The sequence below is a fragment of the Achromobacter sp. GD03932 genome, from assembly GCF_029839485.1.
Classification (GTDB): Bacteria; Pseudomonadota; Gammaproteobacteria; order Burkholderiales; family Burkholderiaceae_B; genus Achromobacter; species Achromobacter bronchisepticus_A.
This window is the reverse complement of record NZ_JAOCAT010000016.1, coordinates 23051-36363: the sequence shown is the minus strand read 5'-3', so window position 1 is coordinate 36363 and position 13313 is coordinate 23051. Positions and strand designations below refer to the sequence as shown.

The following is a 13313-nucleotide window of genomic DNA, read 5'->3' as shown; positions in this document are numbered from 1 at the left end:
AAATCACGTCACATCAGCAAGAGCAGCGACGAAGCCTTCCTCCTGCTTCTTCGGTTCGTCCTGAGGTTTGCCGAAAGTACGACGGCCAAACGCGCTGGTTTCACACCACTCTTCCAGTGCATTCGGCGTGAAGTACCAGACCAGCAGCTGAATACCCACCAACACTATCGCGATCTCCCAGCCCACCAGGATACCAAGCACACGAGCGAATGAAGCTATCGCCATCCGCGACGCAACCACATCCACAGCCACCACCATCACATTCATACCTGCGCGCCGTCCCACGATCTTCAGCAACGAGGCAGAAGTCGATATTGCCGTGATCACCGCGGCCCCGCCTGCGACAAAGCCTATGGCCGACTTGATGCCGACCAGCACCATCAGCGTGTACTGCTTCTTTTCCCTGCGCTCCATGGCTTCGTTGAAATCTATGGATGCACCGATAAAACTCGCGCCGGCGCCCAACATCCCCCCGACCAATTTCCATTTCTGGAATCCGTATGCTTTTTTCCCCGCCAATTGATACGGCACGATAGCGATATCAATCACGGCGGCGCTCAAGGTGGCCGTAGACGCGACCAGCTTTGCATAGGTCGTAGCCGTCTTGTCGGTCGCCGAAATGAGCTTCTTGAAGTTCCAAATTTCAATCAATCCCACCACCACCGTAATGCGCATGGTGGTAGCCCCGTTGCGCCCAGTAGCCGGCCGCATCTTGCCCCACATGTCCCGCAGCACTTTGTGGCTGGGTTCCTTGGCGATGGCCTCGTTGGCTTCCAGGAAAGTGCGCGCAGTCCGCAATCGCTGTAGCGCGACCTGACGCGCCACGCCTTCGGACCGGGCCTGTTCTCTCACCAGCGCCAAGGCGTCGGCGTCGCTGATGCCCGTGGACAACAAAAAGAGATTCTGGACGATCTTCTCACCGACGAAATCGCTTACGCGGTTCAGCTGCAACCAGCGGAAAGCCGTATCGCCCACCGTCATCATCAGCTTGTCGATGCCGGCATTTTTCAAAGCGCGCGGCAATGGCCCCAGCTTTTCCACCTTGCTTTCACCAACCAGGGACACCGCCCTCTTGTAATACCCCGAGAAGGTTTTCAGGTTGCTGAGCACTCGTTCGACGACACCGAGACCCGTAGGCAATGGCGTTTCCTTGCCCTTCACGGCTTCATCGAGGGCGCTCGTCACCGCAGGCTTGAGCTGCTTCTGGTTTGCGGCGATTGCGCGCCAGAACAGGGACTTCCTGTCCCCTGCGTCACGCCGTTCTTCCACCAAGGTTTTGAGATACTGGGCACCCGCCGCGCTGGATCCGATGCCTTCGATCAGGTCGCCGACCACTTCAATGAACTCGTGGCCGTCATCCTCGACTTCCTCGCTATAGTCCTCCAGCGTATCGAACAGAAGGCCCCATTCCAGCCATTTGATGAGTTCCACTGTCCTGGTATTTGCCAGCGTAGTCGCCATCTCCTGGAACTTCTCGTAGTTGCTCTTGAAGCGATTCAGCTTGTCCCAATCGACATTGTCGGTGTAGCGATCCCAGGCATGCGCGACCTGATCCTTGCGGTAATTCTCCAGATTCCGAGCGCGCGTCTCGTCCGCCTGCACGATCTCCGCGTCATAGGCGTTGAAATCCGCCTCTGCCTGCGCTCTATTGGCCGCCGGTACGTACTGGTCCAGCAGCACGCGACGGCGGCTGTGGTACTCGGCGTCCGTTATCACGCCATTGGACCGCTCGTTCTCCAGCCCGGCGAATGCCTGCTTTCCCTTCATGTCCGGCACGTGCTGATTGATGACCTGGTTGCGGCGCATCACCTCGTAGTGCCGGTTGCCGCCCCGCTGCCCCAGTTGCACGGCCTCGGCCGTGCGCCTTGCGGCGTCGTCGGCCTTGTTCTCCAGCGCCGCCTTGGCGCCTTCGATGTTGCTGGCCGCGGTAATCTGCAGCGCACGTTCCTCGCCATACCGCGCCATCGCACCCAGCGCGTCATTGCAGTATCCGTTGAGCTCGTCGGCGATGCCGATGGCGTCCCACAGCGCCAAGCTCATCGGCCAATAGCTGACGCCCATCGTGGGATCGCCGCATTTATCCAGCATCTGCGCCAACAGCAGCTCAAGCGTCTTATCCACAAGGCCGCCGAGCGGCCGGTTGCGCGGATACCAGGGCGTCTTCGTGAATTGCTCTTTCAGCGTTGTTTCGTCGAAAGACCCGTCGACATTGCTCAACTTGCGCTGGCGATCGAGGCCGGTGTACGGAAGCCAGGGCGGCTCGCCCGTCAATCCGCTGAACTGGTGGTCGCCGTATTCCAGGATCTTCTTGAAGTTCGACTCGACGGCCAGTATGGATTGGTGATTCTTGGCCTCGCAGCGGCCCTGCGCCCAGACGGCAGGTTCGATCGCCTGCATCCGCGATGCGCGGTGCTCCTGCTTTTCATAGCGAGCGCGGGTCTGCGGGCTCCATTTGTGTTCGCTATAGGCCAGCCAGACCTTGCCGCACTGTTCCGGCTTCTCTATGACGATGTAATGCATGCGCAGCCCATTGTGCCCCTGGTTCGCGCATTTCATCGCGGGCTGCAACCGGGCGCTGTCCGCGTCGTCGCAACGCCAGAGCATGCCGTCGGCCGTCACGGAATAGACTTCCCAGTAGTTGGCGCCCTGCGGGCCTTTCTCGTAGAACAGGTAGAGAAAGCCCATGCGCAGCGTGCGGGTCACGTACTTGTACTGTTCGCTATCCAGCGGCACGTCCTTCACGCGTTCGCCGCTTACGCCGTCCAGCGCATGCGCCGGAAACCCCGCGGGCACCACGGCGTAACGCGTCGGCAGTATCGGCAGGCCGCCTGCCTTGCACACATTGCAAGCCGTACTCATTCTTCTTCCCTAACTTGGTGATGCGCCGGGCGCGACTGCCGGCAATCGCGGGCAATCGCCGTCCAGTCCGCCTCGGTCAAATCCATGACGAGCCTGGCAAAGCCGACATCCGGCTCGCGGGCATCCAGTAGCGCGGCCAGCCTGGGATGCTGATCGAATGTGGGGTGTATCGTCAGCGCGCGGATGGCCATGGCCTCCCAGTCGCGCGGATCCAGCAATCCCCTGGCCGCCCCGCGCCGCACGCATGCCGCCGCCTGCGCCAATGTTTCGTCTGAAATGGCCGCAGCCTGTCCAGCCACCACGCGCCACGCGCGGTTGATGGCGGCAGAGGTCTCAATGCGGCTCCATTGGTCTGAGTCGAACTGAAGCGGACCGATATCCCGAAGGCCGGGCACCGGCTCAGCGCCATTGCCATAGCTTGCCAGGCGCGCCCACCGGTCGACCGTCACCCACAGGTGCATCGGCCCCAGCAATGCCTGGCGCTGCCCTGGAGTCGCCAGGTTCCATACCAGATCCAGCACAGCGGGATCCTGCAAGCGCAACAGGGAGCGGCCTCCATCCGGCCGCGATTGCAGCATGGCCCGGCCCAGGTGGTGCGCCAAGGCCGCAGCATCCGTTGCGCCAAACATCCAGCCGCCGATGCGGCGCCCCAGGCCCAGCCGCAGGGATTCCGGCGTCCAATCCCGGATCGCCATGCCTGCCGCCACCCGGCTGATATCGGCGTCGCAGGCGCGCGCCAGATCCAGCGAGACGAGCCGAGGCCAAGCCTTGGAATCGACATTCCGATGCGCAAGCCGGACCGAAGTGGTCCGCGCATCGAGTTCATCGGCCAGGCCCAGCCATTCGGAATCTTCCTCAGGCGGCCGCAACAGCGGATCAAGCAGCAAGCAGCAGCGCGACTCCCCATGGGACGCCGCCAGCCGTTGCAGCGCCTCTCCCAGTTGAATGTCCGATGTGAATGGCCCCATATCTGTCCGCCCCTGGCCGCTACAGTTCAACCGCCGCCGCGCCCGAAGCCGCCGCGCTCTGCATTCTCAGCTGGCATCCTTCGAAGTCGCCCTCCGGCAGCCCCAGCTGCAAGGGCGCGCTTTGCGGCCCCGCCCAGTTATGCACACCCGCCTTCAACTCAACCTTCCCCGGCGCGTGCAGCTGGATCCCGCCGCCTTCCACCCGCAAATAGGCGCCGCCCGCGGTCGCCAAGACGCGTTTGGCGGCCTGCACCTTCACGGCAGCTTGCGCCGAGGCAAAGGTCACCGCCTTTTCAGCGGACAGCGTCATCTTGGCGTCCTGGCTATGCAAGCGCAGCTTGCCGCCCGCCGCATGCAGCAGCAGTCCCTGGCCTTGCACCGGGCTGTCGCCAGACGCCTTGCGGCCCAGCGTGAACAACACCGCGCCGCCGACTACCCCTACCGCCAAGTTGGCGCTGCTGATCCAGTTGACGTCCGGCGCCACCTGCGACAGCGTCGCGCCGGCCGCCAGGAATGCGTCGGCGGGTGTGTATTGGCCGATGCCGCTGGGCGCGCTCACCTGGAGCTGCGGTTCGCTATAGGCGGCAACTGGCTTGCCCTCGGGCGCGTCCTGCTTGGCGTCGATCACCTCCAGGACGTGCTTCAGGGCGTCCTGCGCCGGCAGCGTTTGCGGATCGCCTTCCAACACGGCCTTCTGGCGCGTTGCCGCCTGCGCCAGTTCCTCCGCTGAACGCGTCGCCCGCTCAATCTGCTTGGCCGCTTCCGAGCTGTCCAGCAGCGCGCCCTCGGCGTTCCCGCGCAGGTCGGCGCTGATCAATAGCCCGGAACCGCCGCGCACCGCCACGGCCTCGCGAGTCGACAGTTCCGCACCGTGACCCAGGTCCTGCAGTCTTTCGTTGTCGCGCTGCTGCTTGATATGGCCCAGGTTCAGGCGGCTTTCGGCCTGCGTGGTCGACGCCGTCAGGCGCGACTGTCCGGGCGTGTCGTCATGCACCAGCTGGTTGTAGCCGCCGGTGCCCTGGCCGCTGCTGGCCAGCGCCTGCGTCTTGAAGCCGGACATCACCACATTGTGCGCATGGCCGTCGGCGCCGCCCGCGAACCAGGCGGGCGCGTTGCCGGTGGCGTTGGCGGCGCCGCCCTGCACCTGGTTGTGCGCGGCGTCCTCGGCGCCTGCGCCGTTGTAGAGCGCGCCCACCACCACGGGGCGGTCGATGTCGCCGTGCAGGAACTCGACCAGCACTTCCTGGCCGACGCGCGGCACGAAATTCCCGCCCCAGTCGCCGCCCGCCACGGACTCCGCCACCCGCACCCACGTGCCAAGTTCGTCCTTGGCAGGCGCGTTCTCGTCACCCGAAGGATGTTCCAGGCGGCTGCTGGAGGCCTTGCCGCGCTGCCAATGGAACTGGACCTTGACGCGGTGGTCGCGGTCGGTATGCACCGGCGCCTCGGCGCCCACCACCAGCGCGGTCTGCGCGCCGTACACGGTGGGCCGCGGATGCAGGCGCTCGCCGTGCCCGTCGCGCGTGGCCTTGCGGAATTCCGTGTCGATGCCGATGCAGGTAAAGGTATTGCGGTAGAAGTCGGCGTCGGCTGCCTGCGGACCGGTCTCGCCCAGCGCGTCGCGCACGGCGCGGCCCAGGTCCTCGTCGAAGTTGTTGCGGGCCTCGTGCCGCACGGTGATCGCCACATAGGCGGCCCCGCCCTGCTGGTAGTGCCCGGTCAGCTCGAAGCGCTGGCCCGGCGCCAGCGTGCGCACGGTGCCCGCGCCTTCGCAGCTGTCCTGACCCGCGCGCAGCGCGGCCAGCGCGATGTGCGCCAGGCGCTCGCCCTGCGCGCTATCCTCGTAGGCGTACTGGCCGGGATAGTCGTTGACGACCAGATCCATCGCGCCCTTCGCGGCGCCGCCGTCGACCTGCGCCGCCACCGGCCTGGCCTGGGCGCTGCGGTAGTCCCAGCTGGCCATGCGCACCGCATTGGTCTGCCAGCGCGCGCGCCGGCTCCATTGCTGGATGCTGTCCTCGGTCTCCGTGACGTCGGCGCGCGCAAAGCGCACGCTGGCCTGCGGGCCGGGTTGGAAGGCGCCGTTGTGGTCGGCAATGATCAACATATGGCTGCCGTCGCCTTCGCCGGCCTCGTGCTCAACCCAGTAGAACAGGCCCTCTTCAGCGAGCAGGCGCTCGACGAAGGCGTGATCGGTTTCGCGGTACTGCACGGTGAGGCTGCGCTTGGGGTAGGCGGCGCGGTCCTTCACGACCCAACGCCATTGCGGCGCCAGCCCCCCCTGGTCCTTGTAGTCGCCGAAGATGCTGTCGACGATTTCAATGACCGTCTTGTCCTGATAGGCGAAGCTGTCGCGGCGCGCGCGCAGAAAGGCGAGCCAGGGCTCCAGCGTCAGCCCATAGCGCGCCAGGCCGCCGTTGGCGCCCTGGAACTCGGCCGCCATGATGTAGCCATTCCAGACACGGGGCTGTTCGCGGCCCAGCGCGGTCTGCAGACGCAGCGTCGCCGGCTTGCCCAGCAGTTCAGACAAGGGGATGCCGGCATCGTCCGACAGCGCCGTCAGTTCCAGCCGGAACGCGCCCTCCGACAGGGTTTCCGTGGCGGACAGCGTTTCCGCGACGAGCCGGTTCGCGCCCAGCGGCGTGCGCAGGTCCAGCAAACGGTTGGCCTGGTCTACCGACGCGATCGACATTCGGGAAAGGCCGGCATTATCCATGGGCATGTCGGGCTCCGGCGTCAGGCAAGGCGATAACGGAAATCGCCGTTCTTGCCGGCGGTCACGCGGATGCGGGCGATGGCCTCGCCCTGCGCCATGCGGCCCAGCACCTGTTCAGCGATCTGCGGCAACAGCGTGCCGTTCAGGATGTGGTCGACGTTGCGCGCGCCGGTATCCACCTCGGTGCAGCGCGCCAGCACGGCCTCCACCAGCGCCTCGTCCCATTCGAACACGGCGCGGTGGTTGGCCTGGACGCGCTGCGCGATGCGGCCGAGCTTCAGTGCGATGATGCGGGCCAGCGCGTCGTCATCCACCGGGTAGTAGGCGATGGTCTTCATGCGGCCCAGGAAGGCGGGCTTGAAGGCCTTGTACAGCTGCGGCGCCAACAGTTCCTGCAAGGCCTCGGGGTCGGGCCGCTCCTCGGCGCTCTTGTTCAGGCAGGCCTGCATGATGGCCGACGATCCGACGTTGGAGGTCAGGATGATGAGCGTGTTGCGGAAATCGATCTCGCGGCCTTCCGCGTCGTCCATCACACCCTTGTCGAACACCTGGAAGAACAGCTCCAGCACGTCGGGATGGGCTTTTTCGATCTCGTCCAGGAGCACCACGCTGTAGGGCTGGCGGCGCACCGCCTCGGTCAGCACGCCACCCTCGCCGTAGCCCACGTAGCCCGGCGGCGAGCCCTTCAGGCCCGATACGCTGTGGGCCTCCTGGTACTCGCTCATGTTGATGGTGACCAGCTTGCGTTCGCCGCCATACAGCACGTCGGCCACGGCCAGCGCGGTTTCGGTCTTGCCCACGCCCGACGGACCAATGAAGAGGAACACGCCCTTGGGCTTGTTTGGGTCTTCCAGGCCGGCGCGCGCGGTGCGCACGCGTTGCGCAATGGCGTGCAAGGCATGGTCCTGGCCGATGACGCGTTCGGCCAGCAAGGGCTGCAGTTCCAGCACCGTACGGATTTCGTCATTGACCATGCGGCCCAGTGGGATGCCGGTCCAGGCCGACACGATCTCGGCGATGACCTGCGCATCCACGAAGGCCGGCACCAGCGGCGCTTCGCCCTGCAAGGCGCGTAGTTGCTGTTGCAGTTCGGCCAATTGCGCCTGTCCCGGCGTGGCGGCTGGCTCGGCCGCCTTGCCCGAGCGGCGCTTGCCGGCGGGCTCCGGCGCGGCTTCCACGCCCGCCGCCTCCAATTCCTCGCGCAGCGCGTGGATCTGCCTGACCAGCTCGCTTTCCTGCGCCAGCCGCGATTCCGCTTCCGTCAATGCGGCACGCGTGGCGTCCATTTCCTGATCCAGCTCGCGCAGGCGCGCGGATTGCGCCGCGCCCGCCGCGGCTTCGCGGCGCAAGGCGGCGCGCTCGGTCTCAAGGCGCGCGAGGCGATGACGCGCGTCGTCGATCAGCGCCGGCGTAGCGCTGCGGCCCAGGGCCACGCGCGCGCAGGCCGTGTCCAGCACGCTGACGGCCTTGTCCGGCAGTTGGCGGCCGCTGATGTAGCGGTGCGACAAGCGCGCCGCGGCCACGATGGCCTCGTCCAGCACGCGCACGCCGAAATGCTGTTCCATCAGCGGCGCCATGCCGCGCAGCATGCTCGCGGCCAGCTCCTCGCTGGGTTCTTCCACCTTCACGACCTGGAAGCGGCGGGCCAGCGCGGCGTCCTTCTCGAAGTACTTCTTGTACTCGCTCCAGGTGGTGGCGGCGATGGTGCGCAGCTCGCCGCGGGCCAATGCCGGCTTGAGCAGGTTGGCCGCATCGTTCTGCCCGGCCTGCCCGCCCGCGCCTATCATGGTGTGGGCTTCGTCGATGAACAGGATGATGGGCGTGGAGCTCTGCTTGACCTCGTCGATCACGTTCTTCAGGCGGTTCTCGAATTCGCCCTTGACGCTGGCGCCGGCCTGCAAGAGGCCCATATCCAGCGTGCGCAACGCCACGCCCGCCAGCGCCGGCGGCACGTCGCCCGCCACGATGCGCAGCGCCAGCCCCTCGACCACCGCGGTCTTGCCCACGCCAGCCTCGCCGGTCAGGATGGGATTGTTCTGGCGGCGGCGCGTCAGGATGTCGATCATCTGGCGGATCTCGGCATCGCGGCCGATCACCGGATCGATCTTGCCTTCGCGCGCGCGCTCGGTCAGGTTGGCGGTGTATTGGTCCAGCGCCGGCGTCTTGGAGAGGCCGGCAGCGGGAGCCGCGCCATCCTGCCCTGCGTCGCCCGCCGGACTGTCGCCCAACGCCACCGACTGGCCCGCCTCTTCCGAGCCGGCCGTCAACGCGGTGAAATCATGCTTCAGTTCATCCAGCCTGAACGATTCGAACAAACGCGACCCGCGGCGCGCCAACTGGGCCAGGTCGGGCTCGGTCAGCAAGGCCAGCAGCAGATGGCCGGAGCGGATGCGCGTGGTCTGCGTGTCCAGCGAAGCGATCAGCCAGGCATGTTCGAACAACCGCGGCAGATGCGGCGAGAACACCGGCGTGCGCGTGTTGCCATTCTTGAAGCCGCGGATCTCGGCATTCAGGTCCGCTTCCAGCACCGAAGCCTCGATACCGCTGCGCCGCGCCACGATGCTGAAATCGCTGGCGGGCTTTTCCAGCAGCGCCAGGAACAGGTGCTCCAGGTCCACCTCATAGTGCCCCTGGGCCATGCACAGGCTGGCGGCGCGCTCGGCCGCCTGGCGGCAGGTCTGGTTGAGCTTTCCAATCAGGGTCTTCAAGGGTGTGGCCATATTCCAGGTCGTCTAGTCTCAATGGATGGTGTGCAATTCGTAGCTGGCGTCATCGCGGTCCGACGCCACCGGCTCGGTGCAAAGAAAGGAGTTCCAGCCCAGGCGCGCGCCGCCGCCTTCGCCCAGCACGCTGCCGCCCACGTCTTCCTTGGCCATCACCAGCCGCACTTCGTACTCGAAGCTCATGCCGCCGAACATGGTCAGGAGTTTCTCCAGCGCCTGGGCGCGCGCGCCGCCGGGCAGGAAATCGGTGAAAGCGTCCTTGGACAAGGGGCCGATCCACAGCCGGATGCGCATGTCGCGCTGCCAGATGCGGTCGCCGGCCATGGCCGACACGCCCAGCACCGCGCCGGGCATGCCCAGCTGCGTGCGGTTCTGCGGCGGCACGTGATACCAACGCCCGACGAACTGCTCCACCCGCAGCGGCACCTGGAAGTAATCCGCCAGCACGCGCTGCAGGTAGGCCGCCGATACCGGCCGCTGGCGCGCGGCCGCGGCATAGTGCGCCAGCGATTCGTCGAACACCCGGCCCTGCCCTGACTGCAGGCGGTCGCGCAGCGCCGGATGGCCGATGCCGCCCAGCGCCAGCAGCAGCGGCAGATAGTGATGGTCTTGTTCGGTCTCGTGCCGCACAGGCATGCGGTACTTCTTCCAGGCCGCGTAGAACAGCGCCGCCGCCCGGTTTGAGAAGATGTCGAAGAAGGCGCGGGCGCCACGGTCGCGCCGCGAGCTCTCGCGCGTGCTAAGGATCTCGGTGTAGTGCAGCGGCATGGCGCCCTGCGCGCCCAACAGGCCGAAGAAGGCCGGCTCGATCTCCACCCGTCCCAGGTTGCCCGCGGCCAGCGCCGCCAGCCGCGCTTCGGTGTCTTCCAGCGCCTGGCCCTGTTTGTCATAGGCCGTCAGCGCGGCGATCTCGCTGGCGGGGAAGCCCAGCGAAGACGAGTTCAGGAAGCGCAGGTGCGCAGGCACCGCATTGCGCGCGCGGCTGCCTTCCTGCCGCGCGAACCACGATTCCAGCACCCGCACGGCCTGGAAGAATTTGAAGCGCTGCGGCTCGGCCAGCAGCGATTCGATTACGCTAGGATCGCGTCGCCGTTGCATGGAGCGCACCGTAGGATTTCTTCCGCGCCGCGGCGCGACAGCACGACCAGCTGCACGAAGCTGTTGGCATGCACGTATAGGCCAAAAAAGCGGTTGATCACCGCCACGAAGGCATGCAGGCTGGTGCCGACGAAGTTGTCTTCGTTGATGGTCAGCCGGATCTCGATGCCGCGCACGAAGGTTGCGAATGGTTCGCCGGGCATCCAGTGCGTGGCAGGCTTGTAGTCCAGGCCGACCAGCCCTTCTATCTGGCGCGCCGCCACCGCGGAATGCGACAGGTCATACAGCCGCAGCGTCTCTTTCAACGCCGGCAGGCCGCTGTGGACCAGCGACAGGTGGTTCAGCGCCAGATGCGAAATAAGGCGCCAATGCGCCGCCCGCCCCTGCTGGAAGCGATGGGTGTGCGTCGGCCGGCGCAGCATGCGGATCTCGCGCGCGATCGAGCCGCCTTCCAGGAACAGGTCTCCGCCCGGCTGCCCCACCGCCAGATGCGAAGGCAGATCGCGATTGGTGCAGGTCAGTTCCAGGCTCAAGGTCTCGGTCTGCGGCAGCGAGGGATCGAAATCGATGTCGACGATGGACAGTTCCATCTCGTAGCCCGGACTGCGCTCGGCCACCATCGCATTGCGCCGCGCCGTCCAGTAATGACCAGCCCCTTCCGGCGTCTCGCCATGGTGCAGCGAATAGAACGGCCGGAACTCCACCACCGAATCGCCCTGCGCGTTCTGCCGCACCTGGCGCACGCGGTCGATCGAATAGATCTCGTAGCCATAGGCGCGGCGCGCGTCGGCCACCACCGCATAGGACGCCTGCGCATGGGTGACGCGGATGGGATCGGCGCGCTGCGCGAACAGGTTGACCACGGGGGTGCAGCCCAACCGGAAATTGTCTCCGGAGGCCGATTCCAGCAGACGCGCCGTGTTCGAATCCGCGCGCACGCCCTTCAAGGCCAGATGCAAGGTGATTTCACGCACCGGACCCGCCGCGCGCCTGAGCGCCGCGAGATCGATGTCCACGAAATTGAATTTCTCGGAGAACGCGAAGTACTCGGCCAACAGCCGGTAGGCAGGGTGCGAGCTGGCCGGGAAGTCGATCAGGGCTTCGTCCTCGGACAGCCCCACCTCTGCCAGCGGCACGTCCTGCATGCGATTCCAGCGGCCCGGCTGCGTTTCCAGGTAGGCCGCCGCGGTGCGCAGGAACAGGCAATCCCGCAGCGCAGCCACGAACGAGGGCTCGCCGTGCAGGTAGACGCGCAAGCGGTCCACCGCCAGGGTGGAGAAATTCTGGGTTTCAGCCAGGCAGGCCAATGTCAGCGACAGCCGGCCCGTCACGCCCGCAGGCAGGCTGGCCGCGGATGGCGCGTTGGCCGTGGCCGCAAATACGGCCTGGCGGATGCTCACCGGCGCCAAAGTCACGTCGTACGCCGTACGGAAACGGCAGGCCACGCCGCGCACGGGATGCGATTTCAGTTCCGTGCCGCGCGCCATGCGCACCGGCGCGGTCAGCTGCGAGGCCATGCCGCCCATGTCGAACTGCGCCACCGAGCACGACGGAAACGGGCGCAAGTAATGCGGGTACATGACCTCGAACAACGCTTCCGTGAATTCCGGATAGTCGTCGTCCAGTTTCTTGTTGATGCGCGCGCCCAGCAGCGCGAACGATTCGATCATCCGCTCGACATGCGGATCCTCGCAGGTTTCGCCAGACAGCCCGAGCCGCGCGGCGATCTTGGGATAGCGCTGCGCAAAATCGCGCGACGAACCGCGCAGAAAGCCCAGTTCGCGTTCGTAGTAAGGCAGCAGTTCTTCCATCTTTCCCTTCTTCGCCGGCGGCGTGCCGCCGGCGCCCGCGTGCATGGTTTGTTATCAGGCGGCCGCCGCGGCCTTGGCCCGGCCCTTGCTCACCGAGTACTGCAAGGTGGACGGCTGCAGCGTCGCGTCGAACGTGACCGGCTCATGCGCAGGCCCCACGTCCAGCATCGCGGTAATCGCGAAATACAGCACCGAGGTCGCGCGGCTGTCCACCTGCAGCAACACCCGCACGTGCGTCAGGCGCGGTTCATGGCGGGCGATCGCCTGCTCCAGCGACCGGCAGATGAACTCGCGGTCGTAGTGACTGGCCAGGCTCAGGCCGGAAAAATCCGACAAACCGTAGGTCAGGATGGACCGCTGGCAGTTCGGAAAACGCTTGAGCGAGTCTTCGGTGAAGACCATGCGCGTGTTGAGCAGGGCCTCGATGTCGCGCGCGACCGTTTCCTTGATTTCTTCCACCGACAGGCGTCGCAACGCATGCGGTGTCTGCCCGTCGCCGTCGAACAACTTGTCGAACAGGCTGGGTTCGAATCCCTTCATCGCGGCCTCATTGAGCAAAGGCGCCGGACCAGCCGGGAGCCTTTGCCGTTCATGCGGTCAGGTTCAGACCGAGTACGTCTTGTCGTTCTTGGTGAGGCTCCACGCGCCCTGGGCATTCCCGCCCTGGTTGCCGCCCACCTTCTGCTGCGTGTACTTCCACTGCACGGCGGCGTACTTGAGCGAGAACGACTCGTGCGGCAGGCCTTCGCTGACGACTTCCGGCGCCACGCGCGAGATGATCACGTACTTGAGCTTGATTTCCAGGTACTTGACGCGGTTGCCTTCGCCGTCGGCGCGCAGGAAATCGATGGTCACTTCGTCGAACGTCGTGCCGCCGGATGCGTGCTGGTACAGCAGCGGGCTGACCACGTCCAGGTCCTTGGTGAAGACCATCTCGCCATGTTCGGTGCGTTCGGCGGTGTGGCCACCGGAGGTGGAGGCGGTAGCCGAACGCGGCTGGATGATTTCATGGCGCCACGATCCGACTTCGATCCAGTCCGGATGGTCCTTGTCCTGCGACTCGCCCTTGAGCGCGGGGTTGCCGAATTTGACGTAGATGTCCTTCATTAATAGCCTCTCTGGTTAAAAATCGTCGAAT

The 13313-nt window shown here is 65.8% G+C and carries 8 protein-coding genes; all 8 read right to left on the bottom strand.

Annotated elements, in window-relative coordinates; all coding sequences use genetic code 11:
• Window positions 1-3: 3 nt before the first annotated feature.
• The 8 genes from N5C88_RS16220 to N5C88_RS16185 all read right to left on the bottom strand — a co-directional run bounded on the left by N5C88_RS16220 (window position 4) and on the right by N5C88_RS16185 (window position 13282).
• On the bottom strand, window positions 4-2859 hold the full coding sequence (locus tag N5C88_RS16220; protein ID WP_251879127.1) for a T6SS effector BTH_I2691 family protein: 2856 nt from the start codon (window positions 2857-2859) through the stop codon (window positions 4-6).
• The gene (locus N5C88_RS16215; RefSeq protein ID WP_280015778.1) at window positions 2856-3746 is read right to left on the bottom strand and encodes a DUF4123 domain-containing protein; all 891 of its coding nucleotides are present in this window, start codon (window positions 3744-3746) and stop codon (window positions 2856-2858) included. Before N5C88_RS16215 ends, N5C88_RS16220 begins: the two co-directional genes overlap by 4 nt.
• Before the next feature lie 100 nt (window positions 3747-3846).
• On the bottom strand, window positions 3847-6549 hold the full coding sequence (locus N5C88_RS16210) for a type VI secretion system Vgr family protein (protein ID WP_280015776.1): 2703 nt from the start codon (window positions 6547-6549) through the stop codon (window positions 3847-3849).
• A gap of 14 nt (window positions 6550-6563) precedes the next feature.
• Window positions 6564-9263 (bottom strand): type VI secretion system ATPase TssH, encoded by a 2700-nt coding sequence (gene tssH / locus N5C88_RS16205; protein ID WP_280015775.1) that lies wholly within the window; start codon window positions 9261-9263, stop codon window positions 6564-6566.
• A gap of 18 nt (window positions 9264-9281) precedes the next feature.
• Window positions 9282-10373, bottom strand: coding sequence for a type VI secretion system baseplate subunit TssG (gene tssG / locus N5C88_RS16200; RefSeq protein WP_165867759.1), 1092 nt, complete (start codon window positions 10371-10373; stop codon window positions 9282-9284).
• On the bottom strand, window positions 10337-12175 hold the full coding sequence (gene tssF, locus N5C88_RS16195; protein ID WP_280015773.1) for a type VI secretion system baseplate subunit TssF: 1839 nt from the start codon (window positions 12173-12175) through the stop codon (window positions 10337-10339). Before tssF ends, tssG begins: the two co-directional genes overlap by 37 nt.
• A gap of 54 nt (window positions 12176-12229) precedes the next feature.
• Window positions 12230-12715: a type VI secretion system baseplate subunit TssE gene (gene tssE / locus N5C88_RS16190; protein WP_054452040.1), complete on the bottom strand. Its 486-nt coding sequence runs from the start codon at window positions 12713-12715 to the stop codon at window positions 12230-12232.
• A gap of 63 nt (window positions 12716-12778) precedes the next feature.
• Entirely contained in the window at window positions 12779-13282 is a 504-nt protein-coding gene (locus N5C88_RS16185) for a type VI secretion system tube protein Hcp (RefSeq protein WP_006395404.1), read from the bottom strand.
• Window positions 13283-13313: the final 31 nt, after the last annotated feature.

What these genes read in the sequence shown, in the direction of transcription:
- N5C88_RS16220 (WP_251879127.1), bottom strand. Translation starts at nt 2,859, where the DNA reads ATGAGTACGGCTTGCAATGTGTGCAAGGCAGGCGGCCTGCCGATACTG.
- N5C88_RS16210 (WP_280015776.1), bottom strand. Translation starts at nt 6,549, where the DNA reads ATGCCCATGGATAATGCCGGCCTTTCCCGAATGTCGATCGCGTCGGTA.
- tssH (WP_280015775.1), bottom strand. Translation starts at nt 9,263, where the DNA reads ATGGCCACACCCTTGAAGACCCTGATTGGAAAGCTCAACCAGACCTGC.
- tssF (WP_280015773.1), bottom strand. Translation starts at nt 12,175, where the DNA reads ATGGAAGAACTGCTGCCTTACTACGAACGCGAACTGGGCTTTCTGCGC.
- tssE (WP_054452040.1), bottom strand. Translation starts at nt 12,715, where the DNA reads ATGAAGGGATTCGAACCCAGCCTGTTCGACAAGTTGTTCGACGGCGAC.
- N5C88_RS16185 (WP_006395404.1), bottom strand. Translation starts at nt 13,282, where the DNA reads ATGAAGGACATCTACGTCAAATTCGGCAACCCCGCGCTCAAGGGCGAG.